The organism is Alistipes sp. AF14-19 (genome assembly GCF_003461645.1).
Taxonomy (GTDB): Bacteria; Bacteroidota; Bacteroidia; order Bacteroidales; family Rikenellaceae; genus Alistipes; species Alistipes shahii.
In genome coordinates this window covers 1-18795 of sequence record NZ_QTXM01000007.1, presented here as the reverse complement: position 1 = coordinate 18795, position 18795 = coordinate 1, and the positions used below count along the sequence as shown (strand labels likewise).

Sequence of the window (18795 nt, the reverse complement as noted above, 5' to 3'; positions counted from 1 at the left end):
GCGGAATCTCGGTTAAAGTTCGTTTCGGGGCCTGCCGTCCGGTCAGGGGCGGCAGGCCAGAAACGGGACGGCAATCTCTGTGTGCCGTCCCGTGAAAGGGTGGCCGTTATTCGGCCTCTGCCGGGGTCTTGCCCTCGGACATGATGTATATCTGCGAATTCGCGAGGTCGAAATAGATGTCGTAGGTGCCGTCGAGCTGGACTTTCATGTTCTGCGAACCGCCGCTGGTGATGATGTCGACGGCCTTGTTGATGTCGACCGCACCGCCCGACGCCGTGCCGTAGTTCTTGGAGTCGTCCCAGGCGTTGTTGAAGCGGATCTTGAATTCGCTGGCGGTGGTCAGGACTACGCCTTTGCGAACGAGGTAGGCGCCCTCCTCGCTCATGGAGAAATCGCCCAGGTCACCCCATCCGGTGATGTTGCCGACCAGTCCCCATGTGTCGGCGACCAGCTCGGGCTTGGCGCCTGCGGCCATCACGTAGGCGCGTCCCGCCTCGGGCAGCAGCCAGTAGTCGTACGTGCCGGCTTCGGCGATCACGGCATTGACCTTGTCGGCGGAAACCTTGAAGGCCGAGCCGATCGTGCAGGTGTAGGGGCTGCTGCCGGCGAATGCGGCGTCGGCCCCGATCCACTGCGACTCGTCGCCGCTCTTGAAGAGGAATTCCGAGTTGGCGGCTACCTCGACCCCTGCGGCCTTGTAGGCCACGATGTTCGAGCTGGCGCTCTCCATGGCCGTCGGGCCCCAGTCGGGGGTTGCGACGGTCTGGCCGTGGATGTACCAGTCGGCCTTTTCCGGCCCCGGGTCGGGTTCTTCGCCGCCGCCCGTGCCGTAGTCGCCGGCATTGAGTTCGTAGGTGATCTCCGCAGAGTTGTTCAGGGTTGCGTATACGCGGTAGTTGCCCGCCGTGGCCTTGATGTTGTCGCCGTTCTGCGAAAGGCGTCCGTCCGCCCCGCCGAAGTTTATCGCCCAGTCGTTGTCCGCACGGAATTTGAATTCCCCGGCGGTCAGTGTGACGTCGACCCAGAAACGCTGTTTTTGGGTGTCGAAATTCATCTCCGTGTCGGTGTCCCAGCCGCCCGGAGTGGCATCGCCGATAATACCCATCGAGTTGAACGACAGCTTATTGCTTAACGTTAATGTCGAACGGTCGAATACGAAGCGGTAGAAGCGCTTGGAATAGACCATGATGTTTCCGGAACCGCCGCTGGAGATCAGCGTGATCGACGGGGCTTCCGTTTCCGGAGCCGCAGCATCACCGTCGGTGCCCCAGTTGCAGGCATCGTTCCAACCGGCTTCGCCGCTCAGTTTGAAGCCGTTGGCGGCTTTTTCGCCCAAGTCAACGATAGCTTCGTAGGTGACCTCGTCGCCGGAGAAACAGAACAGTCCCTGTGCGTTGTCGAAATTCCAGCCGCAGTAATCGCCGATTACCCAGACCTGGGGATAGGTACGCTCGGCCGTCGTCACGGTCATGCGGACGGTGGCGGGGGCGGAGTAGAATTTTTCGAAGTCGGTGCCGATCGTGGCGCTGATGTAGAAATCCACGTCCGTAGGTTCGCCCGAGGGAACCCCCAGGCCGCCGTCTTCCACGGACAGCGCAAGGATGTTGTTGAGGCTTTCATAGGTCTGTTCCGACGAGGTGCCGTTCATTCCCGTGAAGAGCACCAGTTTCGCACCGTCGTTGTACGAGGCTTCGATCGAGTAGTTGATCTGGGTGCGGACGCCGAAGTCGGCGGCGTCCCAGGTGAAGGTCTGCGTCGAGCCCATGTTGTCGGGCGTAATGACGATCTCCCCGGGCAGCGCATGCAGCACGGGCGCCACGACCTTGTCGGGGTCGTAGGCCTTTACCTCGTCGAGCTTTTGGCAGGCGGAGAGGAGCCCCGTCGCAGCCGCCAGCATCATCGCATATCGTGTAATTTTCATAGTCGTACGATTTTTAGGGTTGGTTATTTATCGGTTGCGTTTCCGTAGCCGGGATTCTGGTGCAGTTCGGGGTTGGAAGCGAGCTCCGACGAAGGGATGGCAAAGATTTTCATGTAATCATCGAACCCCTGTCCGGTGAAGGTGCCGCCCTTGTATGTCCAGAGGAACGACGGGGTGGTGAACTTGCCGTAGCGGATCAGGTCGGTGCGGCGGTGCCCCTCCCACATCAGCTCGCGGGCACGCTCCTCGAGCAGGTAGTCGGCCGTGACCGACGAGGGGGCCGATACCCCGGCGCGGTCGGTCAGCTCCTTGAGCTTCGGCAGCGCGGTGTTGGCCTGTCCCAGGTTCATGCAGGCCTCGGCGTAGATCAGGTAGATCTCGCCCAGGCGGATCATCGGGAAGTCGATGTCGCTGTATGCCTTCGATGCAGCCGTGGCAAGGAATTCGTCGTTGGTCATGTTGTGGGGGATATTGTTGAACTTGAGGCAAGTCCACCCGTTGAGGAAGACATAGAGCGCATCGTTCATCGACTCCTGGCGGCCTTTGATGTAGAACATTCCGCCGCGTTTGTCGTTGACCGTATATTCGCCCGTGGTGTAGTCCGCGTTGCGGGCGTTGAAATATTTCTGTACGTATTCGTAGGGTACGCGGATGCCGGCCCAGCCGTTGTTCACGCCGTTGATCTTCTGTTCGGCCGTCACGTCGGTGGCGGCGATGGCTGCCAGCGTCAGGTACGACGTGCCGCCGTAGGACTGCGTCTGCTCGGCGTCGTATGCCACGCCGAAGATGATCTCCTTCAGGGCGTCGGCGTTCTCGCCGTTGTCGCCGCGGAAGAGGTCGGAATACTCCGGGCAGAGCGAGTAGCCCATGCCGAAGATCGCTTCGCAGGCGGATTTGGCCTCCGTCCACATCGGGGTGCCGGCATAAACCTCGGCATTGAGGTACATGCGGGCCAGCAGGCCGTTGACCGCACCCTTGTCGGCACGCGGGTAGTTCGAGCGTGCGGCAGGCATCGCGCTTTCGTCCGAAGCCAGGTCGGTCAGCTCCGAGATGCAGTAGTCAAAGACATCCTTGCGCGAGGCCTGTTTGGGGTTCACACCGCCGCCGAAGGGCGAGGTCTCGGTCGTAAACGGCACGTCGCCGAACACGTCGAGGGCGATCCAGTAGAAATAGGCGCGCAGGAAACGGGCCTCGGCACGGAAGCTCTGGATCCTGGCGGCCAGTTCGCTGCTCACGCCGCGGTCGGAGAGTTTGTCCGAGGCGGTCTGGCGCAGGTACTCGTTCACGTAGGCGATGCCCTGCAACGTACGTACGTAGACGGCGTAGGTCGCGTCGTTGTCGGCGTCGGACCACGTGTCGGTATTCATGGCGCGAACCCAGGCGTCGTTCTCCCAGGCGCATTTGCAGGCGTCGGCCGTAACCTCCTGGATCGTCCAGAATGCGCGGATGAGCTCCGAGGCGCCGCCGTCGCTGACCTGCAGGTCGGTGGTGTCGTTCGAGACGAAATTGAAATAGAGTTTGGTGAGCCCGGCCAGGTAGCCGTTCTCGTCTTTCCCGTAGACGGTCTCCGAGGTCGAGTCGGACGGGTTGAGGGGCAGGGTGTCGAGATCCCCGATGCACGAAGTGAGCAGCATCGTTGCGCCTGCCGCCGCCAAGGCGAAATGTTTTATGTCGATTTTCATGGTTCGTTCGTTTTTAGAAGTTTACATTCAGACGCAGCGAATAGGTGCGCGGGCGCGGCCAGATCGAGCCGTCGATGCCGTTGACGCCCGGTATTTCGGGGTCTACGCCGCTGTAATCGGTGATGACGAATACGTTCTGCACGCCGAAGGCGACGCGCATCGAGCCCTTCCAGTTGCCAATCTTGTTGAACGTGTACCCGAGGTTGATGTCGTCCATGCGGAAGAACGAAGCGTTTTCGAGGAACATGTCCGAATACCACTGCTCGCCGCTGTTGGCCTTCGTAAAGCCGGTCTTCTTGACCAGCCGTGCGAAGTTGGGCAGGTTGCCGGCGTTGATGTCGATGTTGGACGTCGAGTTGGCCGAGGCGAAGTCGTTGAAGACCCAGTTGCCCGCCGAACCGTGGCCGTTGAAGCCGAAGTCCCAGTTCTTGTAGCTCAGCTTGAGGCTGATGCCGTAGAAGAAGTCGGGGTTGGGGCTCTTGTCGGTCATGTAACGGTCGCCCTGGTCGATCTGGCCGTTCTTGTTGCGATCCACCAATGCGTTCTGGATCGGCTTGCCGTCCTGGTCGTAAACCTGCTGGAAGCAGTAGTAGGTGTAGGGTGCATAACCCACCATGTGGCGCTGGAGCAGGTTGCCCGTACCCTTGGTGATGCTGCTCACCTGGATGGCGTAGTCGGGGTCGTCGGTGTTGTTGAGCTTGGTGAACTCGGTGTGCTGGAACGTGCCGTTGAAGCCGACCGTGAGGTTCCAGTCCTTGGTCTGCACGGGGATGAAATTCAGGTTGAACTCCACGCCCTTGTTCTCCATCGAGCCGATGTTGGTGAGCACCGTGTTGCCGAAGTTCGAGCCCATGGGGGTGATGACGTTGTTCAGGAGGTCGTCCGTCTGACGCAGGTACCAGTCGACGCTGCCGTTGATGCGCCCGCCGAGGAACCCGAAGTCGAGGCCGACGTTGTAGGTCGTCGTGGTCTCCCATTTGATGTTGGGGTCGTAGGCGCCCGGCGTGAGGTAGAACATGTGCCCGGCGCTGCCCATGTAATAGGTCTTATAGACGTCGGTCGACATGTCGTAACGCGCCAGGTAGGGATAATTGGAGCCGATCTCCTGCTGCCCGGTCTGCCCCACGCTGACGCGCAGCTTGAGGGCCGAGACGGCACGCGAATCCTTCAGGAAATTCTCCTCGGCGATGTTCCACGCAAAGGCGCCCGAAGGGAAGAGGCCCCAGCGGGTATCCTTCGAGAAACGCGATGAGGCGTCGTCACGCAGTGTGAAGGAGAAGAGGTATTTCGAGGCGATCGAATAGTTCAGGCGTCCGTAGAACGAGAGCAGATAATTCTCCTGGCGGTTGAACGGGTAGCGCGAATCCTCGCCCTTCTGCTCGTGCGTCTCGTTGAAATAGGATACCGAGTGGTCGGAGCTGTAGAAATGCTGCCACGAATAACCGGCCATCACGTCGAGGTGGTGGATGCCCCACTCCTTATTGAAGTTGGCGTAGAATTCGAGCAGCTGGTTGCGGCGGAAGTTCGTCGTCCACGAATACTGTCCCCAGCCGCGGGCCTCGGTGTCGGTGTATGCCTGGAACGAGCCGGGGTTCACGCCGTCGTAGGTCTTGGCGCTCGATACGTCGAGGCCGAGGTTGAGGTTGAAGCGCAGCGCCTCGAAGCCGTGAACCTTATAGTCGATCTGGGCGTTGCCGATGAAACGCTTGGCACGCGCCGTATTGTCGCGGTCGTAGAGCTGCGAGAGCGGGCCTGCGCCCAGCAGGGTGTTGGGCGTGAAGTCCTCGCCGCGGCCCGATCCGTAGTTCCAGTATCCGTTGGTGGTCGTGTAGTCGATCGAACCGTCGTCGTTGCGGAAATAGGGGTCGATCGTGGGGTTGAAGAAGGCCGCCGAACCCACCACGCCGCCCGAGGCGTAGCGCTGCGACGTGATGACGCCCTTGGCGTTGAGGTTGACCGTGAGGTGCTTGTCGAAGAAGTTGGGCGAGAGGCTCAGGTCGAGCGTCCCGCGTTCGTATTTCGATGTTTCGAGCGTACCCTGCTGGTTGGTGTAGCCCACCGATGCGCGGTAGGGCATCCTATCGTTGATGTTGCCGATCAGGCTGACGTTGTGGTCATGCGAAATGGCGGTGCGGAAGACCAAGTCCTGCCAGTTGGTGTTCTTGTCGCCGAGCATCGACTGCACCTTGTCGCCCGTGGTCGTACCTGCGGGGTATACCTGGTCGATGTAGGTGCGGAACTCGCCGGGCGACATCACGGGCAGCTCGTCGGAGTTGGTCTGGACGCTCACGCTGCCGCTGTACGATACGCGGGGCGTGTTGCCGCGCCCCTTCTTGGTGGTGACGAGGATGACGCCGTTCGAGGCGCGCGAACCGTAGATGGCCGCCGCCGAAGCGTCCTTGAGCACGGTGAAGGATTCGATGTCGTTGGGGTTGATCGTCTCCAGCGGGTTGGCCATACCCTTGCCGCCGTCGACTGCGATGGGCACCCCGTCGATCACGATCAGCGGGTCGTTCGAGGCGTTGAGCGAAGCCGCACCGCGCACGCGGATGGTGGCGCTCGATCCGGGGCCTCCGTCGCCGGGGATGATATGCACGCCCGGAACCTTACCCTTGAGCATGTCCTGTGTGGAGACCACGGCGCCGCGGTTGAACTCTTCGGCCTTGATCGCCACGACCGAACCGGTCATGTCGTTCTTCTTGACCGTACCGTAGCCGATCACCACCACGTCGTCGATACCCATGGCATCCTCTTCGAGCGTGAGGTGCGCCAGCAGCGACGAACTGGCCACCAGGCTGACGGTCTTGTAACCGACATAGCTGACCTCGATGACCGACTCGGGGCCGGCGGCGCGGATGGCATAGTCGCCGTCGATGCCCGTCGAGACACCGTTGGTCGTGCCCTTTTCGACGACGGTAGCGCCCAGGATCGGCATCCCGGACTTGTCGACAACTACGCCTTTTACCTCATAACCAGCGTTTTGCGCCAGCGTGAGGGGGGGGGGTAAATTGACATATGAGCAAGATACCCGCACACATAGTTAAAAATCGTTTCATAAGAATTTTGGTTAGTTTATAAGTTGATTTTATGGATTGTAGGTCATTGGGCCTTGTGTTCTTTGACCAGGAAGACCGACACGGCGGCCAGCAGCATGAATACCCCGGCGAGCGCCAGCATGTCGGCCGCATCGGAGGCGAAGCAGTACTTGACGATGGCACCGCCGGTCAGTCCGATGACGATCTGGGGGACGGTGATCGTGAAATTGAAGATACCCATGTATACGCCCATGCGGCGTGGCTCGACCGCGCGCGACAGGATGGCGTAGGGCATGGCGAGGATGCCCGCCCAGGCGATGCCGATCCCCACCATCGGGAGCATCAGCGCGTACTGGTCGTGCAGCAGGCACAACCCCGCGAAGCCCAGCGCCCCGGCGAGCAGGCAGGCAGCGTAGACGGGTTTGTTGCCGTAGCGCGCGGCGACGCGCCCGAGGAACAGGGCGGCGATGCAGGCGGGGATGGGGTAGGTGCCGTTGAGCACGCCGACCCATGTCTGCGTGGCGCCGGCCGAGAGCACTTCGCCCGTGGCATGGTCGGTGACTACACCCGTGATGGCGGGTTTGAGGTAAGTCCACATCAGGAAGAGCGCCGCCCACGAGAAGAACTGCGTGACGCCCAGCCGTACCATCACGCCGGGGACGTTGCGCATGAGGCCGACGAAGCTCATCGGTTTGGCGTCCTCCTCGGAGAGGTTGTTGTAGCGGGCGAACTCCCCGGGCGGATATTCCCGTGTCTTGAACGAGGTGACGAGCACCGTGAGCAGCAGGATCGCGCCCCCGGCATAGTAGGAGTAGGCGATGTGCGGCGAAACATGCCCCGGAGCGGCCTCGTCCGACACGCCGAGCCATGTCATGACGAGCGGCAGGATAGCGCCGACGACCGCACCGAGGTTTATCAGGAAGGTTTGTACCACGTAGCCCTGTGTCTTCTGCGAATCGTCGAGCATGTCGGCCACCAGCGCCCGGAAGGGCTGCATCGTGACGTTGAACGACAAATCCATGAACAGCAGGATGAAAGCCCCCATGGCGAGCGGAGCGAAGGCGAGCAGTTTGGGGCAGTTGGGCATGAGTACTAGCGCCAGCGTTGAGATCAGCGACCCGCCCAGGATGTAGGGTATGCGGCGGCCCCAGCGCGTCCAGGTGCCGTCGGAAAAAAGCCCCACGATGGGTTGAACGATCATGCCGGCCAGCGGTGCTGCTAGCCAGAAGTAGCTCAGGTGGCTGACATCTGCCCCCAGCGATTCGAAGATGCTCGACGTGTTGGAATTCTGGAGCGAATATCCGATCTGCACGCCGAGGAAGCCGAAGCTGAGGTTCCAAATCTGCCAAAATGAGAGTTTAGGCTTGGTCATTTCGGTTTTTCGGTTGGTTTTCAGGTTATACAAATTTTAATAAAAAAATCCGGACGGCGAACCGCAGGGCGACGAACGGAAGGTTCAGCCGGATGAACGGGCGGATTTTTGCGACGAACGGTAGCCCGCGGGGGACGATTTGGAATTTCCGCGGAAAAACACTACCTTTATTCGTAATAAACGAAACCCGTATATACTTTAATACAGCCTCAGTCAGCCTATATGCGATCGCTCAAAGTGTCCGGAATCATCCACCTGTTCGCCGTGCTCCATGCCGTGGTCGCCCTTTCGTGCCATCTGGCGGGGATCAACGACGAGTTGGTGCTGACGCTGCTGACGATCGTGCTGATCGTGCTGATCTGCCTAAAACGGGGCCTGAATGTGGAGTTCACCGCAGCCAGCGTGATCGTCGTCAATGTGATCGGCTACCTGCTGGGTACGGGTGGTGCGCAGCTGATCGAGCTGTTATTGCACGCCCCGCCCGTGGTGCATGCCGTTTCGACCTTCATCACCACCGAGATCCTGGGCTGGAGTATCGTGTGGTTTACCAAGTTGTTTCGCCGCGGCGACGACACGGCGAGCCGCTCCTCGGCTTGGACGCCCCGCATCGGGTTACTGCTGCTGGCCGTGGGGGTGATTTTCGTGCTGAGGCTGGCCTATGTCGAACTTTTCACCTCGCCCTCCTTTTCCACAGACCGCCTCTACCACATGGCCGACTTGCTGGTTTCGAACTCCGCGGCATTGATTATCCTGCTGTGCGTCAATATCATCTATGTCCGGCATACGCGCAGGCGTGAAACCCGACACGGCCCGATCGCCGAAATTGCGGCCTTCCTCCTGTTCGTGCTGCTCACGTCGGCCTGCGTGGCGCTTATTACGGGGCTGCACCTGCCGTTCGCCTTCGATCGCTCGTTCACCGCACGGGAGTTCCTGCAACTGTGGATCATCACGCTGCTGGTCGAGGTAATCCTCTATTCGGTCGTATTTATGGTTGATTACGCCCTGGTCGCACGTGCCGTGCTGCGTGCCGAGCGCGGTAAGGCGCACCAGGCGCAGTTCCGTTACATGAAACTCAAACAGCAGGTCAACCCCCATTTCCTGTTCAACTCGCTCAATATCCTCGACTGTCTGGTCTGCGAGCAGCGCACGGAGCAGGCCAGCGTCTACATCCATAAACTGGCGGGCATTTACCGTTACATGCTCCAGAACGAGGAGGAGACACTCGTGCGCCTGCGCGAGGAGATGGCCTTCGTGGGGATGTACGTCGACCTGTTACAGGTGCGTTTCCCCGAAGGGTTCCGCGTGGAGACCGACATTTCGGATGAGGCCATGAACCGCCATGTCCTGCCCTGCTCGGTGCAGTTGCTGATCGAAAACGCCATCAAGCATAACTCGGTGGGGGCCGACCGGCCGCTGGTGATCCGCATCGTCGCCGTGGCCGAGGCCGTGACGGTGTCGAACAACCTTCAGCTGAAGGTATCCGGCAACCCCTCGACCCGTGTGGGGCTGAACTACATCCGCCAGCAGTACCTCGACCTGTCGGGCATCCCGATCGGGATACGCCGTACCGATACCGAATATTGTGTCACCTTACCGTTGCTGTAATATGAACGTACTGATCGTAGAAGACGAAATGATGGCCCAGGCAAACCTGGCGCGAGCGCTGACCCAGCATTTTCCCGACGTACGGATCGTCGGGACGACCGGCTCGGTCAGGGAAACGGTGCTCTGGCTGCGCACGCCGGGGAACAGTGCCGATGTGATTTTCATGGACGTGGAACTCTCCGACGGGGATTGCTTCGAGATATTCCGCCAGGCGGACGTAACGGCGCGGGTCATCATGACCACCGCATATGACAATTACGCCGTGCGGGCGTTCGAGGTCAACAGCATCGACTACCTGCTCAAACCGATCGACCTCGCGGCGCTGCGGCGTGCCGTGGAACGTTGCCGTGTGCGGAGCGGGGGCATCGACCCCGACGTATTGCTGAACGCAATCCGCAGCCCGCGCGAATACAAACAGCGCTATGTCGTGCGTTTCAACGACCGGATCGTCCCGGTGCAGACCACCGACATCGCCTATTTCTACTCGGAAGAGAAAAACACCTACCTTGTCACGAACGACAACAACCGCTACATCATGGATCAGTCGCTCGACGTCCTTTCGGACGAACTGGATCCCGGGCGGTTTTTCCGCATATCGCGCAGCTGCATCATCGCCATGCCGGCGATCGTCAGCATCGTGAAATACCTGGGCAACCGGCTGAAGATCACGGCACGTCCGCGTCCGGAGTTCGAGATGGTGGTGAGCCGGTCGCGGGTCGACGACTTCCTGAAGTGGCTGGAGGGGAATGGCTGAGCCTTGGTCGCGACGGGCAGGTCTTCGGCCCCCCCCCTCCGTTTCCGGGTTTTGTCCTCCGGCCTTCCGGGTTACCGTTCCTGCGGCGGGCGGGGGCTCCGGTTCCGGCGGGAGAGGGGAGTTCCGCAGAGGAGTTCCTCTGGAATTTTCCGCCGAGGACTGAAAGTTCACTTTGAAGGATCATGCTGCGGGCGTTCCTCCGGAGGCGTCCTTCGAGGGCTTCGGTTGAGAGATCCCAGGAAGGGATTCCCGTGGAAGGTTTCCGCAGGGGCACCCGGGAGGATGGCGCGGCGGCATGATAAAAGGGGCGCTCCGGAAATTCCGGGGCGCCCCTTATTTTTGCGGCCGGGGTCGGCGCTGCCGCAGTCTGCCCGTCAGCGGCGCCCGCTGCAGGCGATCATGTCGTGCAGCGACTCGTTGAAAGTCTCCTTGTGCAGCAGTTCCTCGAGCGGGAGGTGCATTCGGTAACGCCAGTAGTATCGGGCGACGGCCGGGACGTTGATGCGTTCCTTGGCCGGGTCGGGGTAGCGCAGTTCCCCGTCGGTCGAGAACCAGTCCTGCAACGGCAGGATGGTGAGCATCGCCGGGGAATTGAGGTGCATGTCGAGGATGCGCCGGCATATCCACGGCTCGCAGAAATAGGGAACGTCGCCCCCGATGCCGAGTGCTTCGTGGTAGAAGCGCGCCGTGAGTTCGCGGTCTTCCTCCCACCATGCCCGCAGCGGGTTCATGTCGTGCGTCGAAGTGGTGCAGACCGAGAAATAGGGGTAGTGCGCCGGGTCGGCGAAGAGTTCCCCCGGCGTCTTGGGCATGCGCTGGATTTCGAGCGAGAGGATTTGCAGTTCGTGCATCGTCTCGGGGACGCTGTCGGGAATCATGCCCAGGTCTTCGCCGCAGGTCAGCATCTCGGTCGCCGAGAGGAGCACCGGGAGCTTGCGCAGGGCGGATTCCTGCCAGAAACGGTTGTGCCGGTGGTAGAAGAAGTCGGTATAGAGCCGGTCGAAAGCTGCACGGCGCTCTCCGTCGAGCCGGCGGTAGGCGTGCGTCGAGTGGGGGGCGATGCGGGGGTGGAAATAGCCCTTGCGGCGCGGGTCTTCGATGAAGAGCACGTCGTCGAGCAATGCCATGAGCCCTTCCCGCAGCCGGGTCTGGCGTTCGTCGTCGCCCGGGAAGCGGGCTGCGACCTTGCGCTGGGTGGCATAGGCGGGCAGTAACCGCCCCTCCTTCATGCAGGTGGCGCGGACTTCGCCGGCCAGGTCGCCGAACAGTTCCCCGAGCATGTGTTCGTCGGGCGCCGGGGTGGTGTAGCGTCCGTCCTGCGTGTCGAAGCCCATGCCGCGCAGTTCATCTGCGGAATAGGGCAGGGCGGGGTTGAAATAGCCCAGCAACCCGTGTACGGCATGCGTGGGAATCTCCCAGATGCGGAAGAACCCGAGGATGTGGTCGATGCGGAAGGCGTCGAAGTATTCGGCCATCTTGGCCATGCGTGCCCGCCACCAGGCGTAGCCGTCGCGTGCCATGCGTGCCCAGTTGTAAGTCGGGAATCCCCAGTTCTGCCCGACGGCCGAGAATGCGTCGGGCGGAGCCCCGGCCTGCGAGTCCATGTGGAACAGGTGCGGGTAGAGCCATGCGTCGACGCTCGTGCGGCTGATGCCGATGGGCAGGTCGCCCTTGAGGACGATGCCGTGGTCGCGGGCGTAGGCGCAGACCTCGGACAACTGCGTATGCAGGTGGTATTGGACATAGCAGTGGAATGCGATGTCGCGGCTGTGGCTGCGGCAGTAGGCGTCGACGGTTTTGCGGTCATAGCGGGCGAAGCCGCCCCAGCGGGTGAAGTCGGGCGTGCCCGTTTCGTCGCGCAGCGTGCAGAAGGCGGCATAGGGGATGAGCCAGTGTCTATTGGCGGCGATGAAGTCCTTGTAGTCGCGGCGTGCCGCAGTGCGGGTTCCGTGGCGTTCGAACGCCCGGCGGAGCAGCCGCAGTTTGTGCCGGTTGACCCGTTCGTAGTCTATTTCGGGGAGTGCGTTCAGTTCGTTGCGCAGGGTGCGGTACTCGTCGTCCTCCACGACGCCCGCGGCCGGCAGCCGGATGAACTGCGGGTGCAGGGCGAAGGTCGAATTGGCGTTGTAGGGGTAGGAGTCTTCCCATGTACCGGTCATGGTGGTATCGTTGATCGGCAGTACCTGGATGACGCACTGCCCGGTGGCGGCCGCCCAGTCGATGAGCCGTTTCAGGTCGTAGAACTCACCGACGCCGAAATCCTCTTCCGTACGGAGCGAGAAGACCGGGATCGCCGTCCCGGCGCCCTGCCATCTGCGTTCGGGGAACCGCGGGTACGCCGCGGCGTCGAGGGCGTGTTCGCCGGCGCCGGGCAGTTCGCCCCAGGTGCGGTTGGCACCCTCCTCCCACAGGATGGGGGTGAGGGTCTTGCGGTCGGCGATCAGGAATTTGTATTCGAACCGGTGTGCGGTATGTAGCGTGAGTTCCCATTCCGGGAAGCGGCTGTCGTCCATCGGGACGATTCGTTTCCAGTCGCCCAGTTCACGGCCGCTGCCGGCGACGGCGAGCGTTTCGTCCGGCCGCAGGGTGGGCAGGATGACGCGCAGGGTGATGTTGCCGGCTGCTTTCTTCGGATTACCGGTTTTCCCGCGGCCGAAGATGCCCCGGGTGAATGCCGAGGAGTAGAACGGCGTGTCGGAGGGCATCTCCTGCCAGCGGTCGCGAATGCGCAGCGTACGCACCCCCTCCCGGGACGGGATCCGCAGCGTGTGCGGCCGCCATTCGCTGCGGATGCACACGCCCTCGCGCTCGACTTCGTAACGGTATTCTGCCGGCTGCGCCGCAGGGGCGTACCGCTCTACGGCGCAGGTCCAGACGCCGCCGTCGGCGTATTGCAGGGCGATGCGCCGCTTGCCGAGGCGGAGTACGAGCTGTTCGCCCCAGCGGGTACGGTATTCGATGCTGATCAGGAGTGTCATTCGTATATTCACTTTAATGATTATAACTTTGAGGAAATAAAGACATCAGAGCATGGAATAAGTCCGAAATTTCATTGGTCTACGAGACCGGGGACAATGTTCCGGCCCCATGCTGCCGTTTCCTGTTACAATCCAAATAAATCTGGATCAAAGTTTTCGGTTAAATTTGTTTTTATTTCATTTGCAATACATTGCGATTCTTGATGAGTTTCCCGGCCAAAGGTCAAGGCACAGCGTGTCTCCGCCGGCCTTCGATCGAGTCGGTGCGGAGTCACGATGTGCTTTGACCTTTGGCTCTTGCGAAAGCCGTGATTTCAGAACCCGTAAAAATCCTTCGGTAGACAGACTTTCCACAGCGGTCAGTATTCTGCCGCATGTTCCTGTATTAGTTTACAAAGGCCAGAGGAGCATTTTACATTAAGCGGACTCCAAAGCCGCACGCAATATGTAGTATTCTCTCTGGGAAAATCCGTTTACCGGAAGGGGTTGCTTATGACACGACACTATTGACATATTCGGTCTGGTGTTTCAACACGAAGTATAGTCTATTTACCAGTTTGCGGGCGACCTTTACGATGGCCTTGCTCTTGGGCATCCGCTTGCATTGTTCTGTATAAAACAGATTCATCGCGGGATCTTGGCGTATAGCCACCCATGCAGCCTCTATCAGATTACAGCGCATGACGGCGTGTTTTCGCACGGTAATGTCTCCTGTTCCGTCTTTCTCTCCGCTGCTATGGCACATCGGGATCATCCCGATATAGGCGGCCAGTTGTTCGGCATTGCGGAAACGGGTTATGTCGCATATCTCCGACAGAAACGCCATTCCCGTAGTCTGCCCGAACCCCGGAACGCTCATAATCAACCGCTGCGGTTCGCGGAATCGGTCCGCCTTGGCCAAGGCCCGTAAAGCCCGTGTCATCTCCAACTTCTGACGGCGTAGTTCCTCCAGATGCCGGAGCTGAATGTCGAGGGCCTGACGATCGCTCGGAGTGAGTGTCTCAACCTCTTTCAGCCATGCGAAAAAGCGTTTCGATCAGTTGGAGAAAGGTTCGAGGAACTCCTGCGGAATCCCGATGCCTAAACACCGTAACTGGGACTTGATCCGGTTCTTCTGACGGGTCGTGTCTTTGGTGATCGAGTTCTTCAATCTTATCAAGGAACGCATTTCCAACGATACACTGTCCGGCGTATAAATGCCTTTCAGTTCGTTGGCTCTTAAACTCCGCGCCAGCTTGCCGCTGTCCACGGCGTCACTCTTACGCAGCTTTTCGCTGCTCTTGGTCGGTACGTCGGCCGGGTTGACCACGATGTTGTCGATCCCCAATGCCGTCAGGCGTTCGTGTATCCAGAATCCGCAAAAGCCCGCTTCGTACACCGAATGATACTCGGCTCCCGGATAAACTCCTCGTCAGAAATCCGTGCAACGCTTCCGGGGCCGGATTTTGACTGAATTTCTTCAGTACAGAGGTCGCGGACAAGACCGTTACCGACCAACTCTTCAAATGGACGTCGATTCCTACATAAATCTTTTGTCCTTTGAAATAATTTCATTTCTTCGTTCTCTCATGGCTATCGTCGTTTTAGTTAGTAAAGGTCTCGCAACTTTAATCTAACCAAAATCTCGATAGCTTTTTCATCTATCCGCTTTCATCGCAGTCAACTCTGATTGTAAACATAGGGATTACATCAGAATCTGGATAGTTCGTCGTTTGTTTGGAATCGGTTTATACAAAATTACAAAAATAATCTGGTTTTGTCTTTCTGGCAGGGAAAAATCAGAGCCCTTCTCCATGAAATTGCGGACACGATGCGGACACGGAAAAAGAAAAATCCCCTCAGAGTTTCCTCTAACGGGATTTTTTGTGCCCAGGACAGGAATCGAACCTGCACGCCTTGCGGCACACGCACCTGAAACGTGCGCGTCTACCTATTCCGCCACCTGGGCATTTCTGGAATTGCGGTGTGCAAAAGTAATACTTTTTTCTGAAACACCAACTCTTTTTTCAAAAAAAATCTACTTGCTGAAGAACTTGTGCTGAAACAGAAGCAGATAGACGACTGCCACCGAGATGTAGGCATCGGCCAGATTGAAGATCGCGCCGAAGAAATAGTTGTTGCTGTCGACCAGAAACCGCAGCAGGCGGGGTACGCCGTTCCATTGGAACAGCGGGAAATAGAACATGTCGACCACTTTGCCCATCATAAACCCGGCGTAGTGCCCCCCGAATTGAGCCACCGTGTAGGGCGTCGATTCGGAGAAGATCAATCCGTAGAATGCGCTGTCGAGGATGTTGCCCATGGCGCCGGCGAAGATCAGCGCGAGGCCGACGATCACTCCCTTGGGCGTGTCTTGGCGTTTGGTGCAGAGGTGGTGCATCAGCCAGCCGATGAATCCGACCATGACGATCCGGAAGACGCCCAGCAGCAGCTTGCCCCAGTCGAAGCCTCCGCGCGAGGCGATGTGCATGCCGAAGGCCGCGCCGTTGTTCTCGATGAACCGCAGCTGGAACCAGTCGGGGAAGACGACGATCGACTCGTCGAGGTGCATGTGGGTCTTGATCCAGATTTTGAGCGCCTGGTCTGCGATGAGCAGCAGCACGATGAGCAGCGATATTTTCTTGAAATTCATAATCGTAGTGGTATTCGGTTGCAAAAATAGTAAAAAAATCTCCTTTTTTGGAACTCCGGGGCGATTTTACCTCCCGGGTCATGCACTTTGGCGGAAAAATCATATCTTTGGAAAATCGAAAAGTTTGACGATCTATGAAAAAATTGCTACTCCTCTGCGGGCTGTTGGCGGTATTTGCCTGTACGGAAGAGCCTGCGGACTCTGCCGGCGGCAATGGCGGACGGAAGGCCCGGGTGCTGGGTTCCCCGACTTCGCGGCTGGCGTTGCGGGGGAGTCTTTCCGTAAAGCTGTCGCCCGAAACGGCACAGGCGGTTGCCGCTGCGCAGGCGCAGCGGCCCGCGACACGCAGCGGTGTCGCGACCCGTTCGGGTGTCGGCGGCATCGACGCAATCCTGCATGAAATCGACGCCGGGCGTTTCGAACGTGTCGTCGCATACAATCCCGAGTGGGAGGACGTTTACGAGGAGACGGGCATCAACCGCTGGTATACGATCGCGTTCGACGACGAAATTCAACTCTCCGAGGTCGGCGAACGGCTGGCGGCGTTGCCCGGCGTTGCGGTCGTGGAGTACGGGATTGATCCCCGCTATATCCGTCCGATGAGCGAAGGCCCTGCCGTTCCGGCTTCCGAGGGCATGTTTTCCCGTGTGGGCGAGACCCGCGCCGCGAAGGCGATGAACGATCCGATGCTGCCTTTTCAGTGGAATTACGACAACCCGGGCGGAGGCCTCTTTCCGGATGTCGCCGTCAAGCCGGAGGCGGGGGCCGACATCGACCTGCTGGATGCCTGGCAGCTCTGCACGGGCAGCGAGGAGGTTATCGTCGCGGTGATCGACGAACCCGTGCAGATCACCCATCCCGACCTGCGGGCGAACATCTGGTCGAATCCGAAGAATTCGCAGGAACACGGCTATAATTTCTGGGACGACACCCCCGAACTCGACTGGAAGTCGGTCGGCGGGGATGACCGCAATCCGGAATACGCGGACCACGGAACGCATGTCGCAGGCGTCATCGCCGCCGTGAACAACAACGGCCGGGGCGTTTGCGGCATCGCCGGCGGGCGGAGCAACAGCGGCGGCGTGCGGATCATGTCGTGCCAGATCATGGGCAACAGCACGACCGGCGGCAAGGGAAACCCGACGGTCAAGGCCTTCGAATATGCCTGGACCAACGGTGCGATCATCGCCCAGAACAGTTGGGGATACAATCTCGAAACGGCGGACGGCACGAAGATCACCCCCGAGGAGTTTGAGCGGGAGTGGAAGAGCAATTATGGCATCATGCGCGACGCCATCGACACCTTTGTCCGCGGGGCGGGGACCCGGAACCCGAACTCCCCGTTGCAGGGCGGGCTTGTGATTTTCGCCGCCGGCAACGAGGGCGACGTTTACGGCGACGTCCGGATCTATCCGGCCGCCTACGATCCGGTGATCGCCGTCGGGGCGATGGACTGGAGTTTCCGCCCGGCCTATTATACCGACTACGGACCGTGGGTCGACATCGCGGCCCCGGGAGGCGACCGCTATTCCGGAAAGACGACGCGGACCGCTTCCGACGGGAGGACGGTCTTTTATAGCAATGCGCAGATTTTGAGCACGATCCTCTGCGACGATGCGATCGCTTATCAGGACGGACGCAAGGATGGCGGGATGTACGGCTACGGTTTTATGCAGGGGACTTCGATGGCGTGCCCGCACGTTTCGGGCGTTGCGGCCCTGGGGCTTGCTTACGCGGCGCAGAACGGAAAGAAATATACGCCGGCCGAATTCAAGGCCCTGCTATTGAGTTCCGTTTACGGCATCGACGACTGCTTCGCCGGCTCGAAGGACGGGGAGCTGGGTCCTATTGCCGATATGGCCGTCTATAAGAATAAAATGGGCGGAGGCTGTATCGACGCCCTGAAACTGCTGTTTGCCGTCAAGGGGACTCCCGCCGTCTATGTGAGGACCGGAGAGCCGGTGACCGTGGACTTCGCGCGTTATTTCGGGGGCGACCGGAGCCGGGTTGCGCTGACTGCCGCGTCGTTCGTATCGCCGGGCAACCTGGGGCTGTCCTCTTCGAAGGCGGTGTTCGACGGTACGAAGATCACTTTCGACTGTCCCGAACCGGGAACTTCCATGCTTCGGATAAGCGCGGTGTCGGGCGATACGGAGTTCGTGCGCGAATTCGCCGTCGTTTCCCGTGCCGGACTGGCCGCCAACGGCGGATGGCTTTGACCGGCTTTCCTCCCCGGTATGTCCTGCGGCGGTTCCGTGCGGAGCCGCCGTTTTTCTGCCTCTATTAATATATATAGGTAGTATCGGCTTTATCGGGTAAAATTGAAGATTTTTCAAAAAAAGATGCGCAAATATTTGCAGGTTCGGAAAAAGTCGCTACCTTTGCATCCGCGTTTGAGAAATACCGGTTCTTACAAATAAGTCGAGGGTTTACAATAAAGGAGCTTGAGATGGTTTTGTGTGCTGAATTTCAATAAGATGCAAAGTTCTTGAAAAAGTTTTTGGAGATTTGAAAAAGATTACTTATCTTTGCAGTCCCTTTCGCAAATGTCTCGCAAGAGGCCGCGAAAAAAAATCTTTAAAAAAGATTTGGTGGATTCAAAAATAACACTTATCTTTGCAATCCCTTTCGCAACCAAAATGCGAAGCTTTTTTAAACTGGTTCTTTGAATTACTGGTTATATTTTGAGAGAAAAATTGTAGTATTTATCTGTCAATTTCCTTTTAAAGGATAAACGAATAGTCAGGACTCTAACAATACATTATTTTTTTTACAATGGAGAGTTTGATCCTGGCTCAGGATGAACGCTAGCGGCA

At 59.2% G+C, this 18795-nt stretch carries 11 protein-coding genes and 1 tRNA gene; 3 read left to right on the top strand and 9 right to left on the bottom strand.

The genetic code is table 11. The annotated features are described in order from the left end of the window. Positions 1-106: 106 nt before the first annotated feature. From DWW03_RS07535 to DWW03_RS07520, 4 genes are all read right to left on the bottom strand, one after another. The gene (locus DWW03_RS07535; RefSeq protein WP_009596999.1) at positions 107-1921 is read right to left on the bottom strand and encodes a SusE domain-containing protein; all 1815 of its coding nucleotides are present in this window, start codon (positions 1919-1921) and stop codon (positions 107-109) included. A 23-nt stretch (positions 1922-1944) separates the two neighbouring features. Continuing rightward, the gene (locus tag DWW03_RS07530; protein ID WP_009597014.1) at positions 1945-3603 is read right to left on the bottom strand and encodes a RagB/SusD family nutrient uptake outer membrane protein; all 1659 of its coding nucleotides are present in this window, start codon (positions 3601-3603) and stop codon (positions 1945-1947) included. A 13-nt stretch (positions 3604-3616) separates the two neighbouring features. Next, positions 3617-6538, bottom strand: coding sequence for a SusC/RagA family TonB-linked outer membrane protein (locus DWW03_RS07525; protein WP_022062061.1), 2922 nt, complete (start codon positions 6536-6538; stop codon positions 3617-3619). 164 nt (positions 6539-6702) lie between these two features. Beyond that, a complete protein-coding gene (locus DWW03_RS07520) occupies positions 6703-8010 on the bottom strand; it encodes an MFS transporter (RefSeq protein ID WP_022062060.1) in 1308 nt (435 codons plus the stop codon). Positions 8011-8232: 222 nt separating this feature from the next. Between DWW03_RS07520 and DWW03_RS16875 the strand changes: the two genes are divergently transcribed. Together DWW03_RS16875 and DWW03_RS07505 are read left to right on the top strand one after the other, a co-directional pair. Further along, positions 8233-9615: a sensor histidine kinase gene (locus tag DWW03_RS16875; protein WP_022062059.1), complete on the top strand. Its 1383-nt coding sequence runs from the start codon at positions 8233-8235 to the stop codon at positions 9613-9615. 1 nt (position 9616) lies between these two features. Further along, positions 9617-10369: a LytR/AlgR family response regulator transcription factor gene (locus DWW03_RS07505; protein ID WP_009597005.1), complete on the top strand. Its 753-nt coding sequence runs from the start codon at positions 9617-9619 to the stop codon at positions 10367-10369. A gap of 374 nt (positions 10370-10743) precedes the next feature. Here DWW03_RS07505 and DWW03_RS07500 read toward each other — a convergent pair whose 3' ends face one another. The 5 genes from DWW03_RS07500 to DWW03_RS07485 form a co-directional block, all read right to left on the bottom strand. Next, the gene (locus DWW03_RS07500) at positions 10744-13347 is read right to left on the bottom strand and encodes a 4-alpha-glucanotransferase (protein WP_022062058.1); all 2604 of its coding nucleotides are present in this window, start codon (positions 13345-13347) and stop codon (positions 10744-10746) included. 490 nt (positions 13348-13837) lie between these two features. After that, on the bottom strand, positions 13838-14269 hold the full coding sequence (locus tag DWW03_RS16870) for a transposase (protein WP_227042921.1): 432 nt from the start codon (positions 14267-14269) through the stop codon (positions 13838-13840). Between the two features lie 114 nt (positions 14270-14383). Further along, complete coding sequence (locus DWW03_RS16865; protein ID WP_009597111.1) at positions 14384-14725, bottom strand: IS110 family transposase; 342 nt, start codon at positions 14723-14725, stop codon at positions 14384-14386. 488 nt (positions 14726-15213) lie between these two features. Then, positions 15214-15295, bottom strand: a tRNA-Leu gene (locus tag DWW03_RS07490). A gap of 69 nt (positions 15296-15364) precedes the next feature. After that, complete coding sequence (locus DWW03_RS07485) at positions 15365-15979, bottom strand: lipoprotein signal peptidase (RefSeq protein WP_015545747.1); 615 nt, start codon at positions 15977-15979, stop codon at positions 15365-15367. Positions 15980-16113: 134 nt separating this feature from the next. Here DWW03_RS07485 and DWW03_RS07480 point away from each other — a divergent pair, with 134 nt between their 5' ends. Next, positions 16114-18198 (top strand): S8 family serine peptidase, encoded by a 2085-nt coding sequence (locus DWW03_RS07480; RefSeq protein ID WP_118406588.1) that lies wholly within the window; start codon positions 16114-16116, stop codon positions 18196-18198. Positions 18199-18795: the final 597 nt, after the last annotated feature.

What these genes read in the sequence shown, in the direction of transcription:
- DWW03_RS07535 (WP_009596999.1), bottom strand. Translation starts at nt 1,921, where the DNA reads ATGAAAATTACACGATATGCGATGATGCTGGCGGCTGCGACGGGGCTC.
- DWW03_RS07530 (WP_009597014.1), bottom strand. Translation starts at nt 3,603, where the DNA reads ATGAAAATCGACATAAAACATTTCGCCTTGGCGGCGGCAGGCGCAACG.
- DWW03_RS07525 (WP_022062061.1), bottom strand. Translation starts at nt 6,538, where the DNA reads ATGCCGATCCTGGGCGCTACCGTCGTCGAAAAGGGCACGACCAACGGT.
- DWW03_RS07520 (WP_022062060.1), bottom strand. Translation starts at nt 8,010, where the DNA reads ATGACCAAGCCTAAACTCTCATTTTGGCAGATTTGGAACCTCAGCTTC.
- DWW03_RS16875 (WP_022062059.1), top strand. Translation starts at nt 8,233, where the DNA reads ATGCGATCGCTCAAAGTGTCCGGAATCATCCACCTGTTCGCCGTGCTC.
- DWW03_RS07505 (WP_009597005.1), top strand. Translation starts at nt 9,617, where the DNA reads ATGAACGTACTGATCGTAGAAGACGAAATGATGGCCCAGGCAAACCTG.
- DWW03_RS07500 (WP_022062058.1), bottom strand. Translation starts at nt 13,347, where the DNA reads ATGACACTCCTGATCAGCATCGAATACCGTACCCGCTGGGGCGAACAG.
- DWW03_RS16870 (WP_227042921.1), bottom strand. Translation starts at nt 14,269, where the DNA reads ATGACACGGGCTTTACGGGCCTTGGCCAAGGCGGACCGATTCCGCGAA.
- DWW03_RS07485 (WP_015545747.1), bottom strand. Translation starts at nt 15,979, where the DNA reads ATGAATTTCAAGAAAATATCGCTGCTCATCGTGCTGCTGCTCATCGCA.
- DWW03_RS07480 (WP_118406588.1), top strand. Translation starts at nt 16,114, where the DNA reads ATGAAAAAATTGCTACTCCTCTGCGGGCTGTTGGCGGTATTTGCCTGT.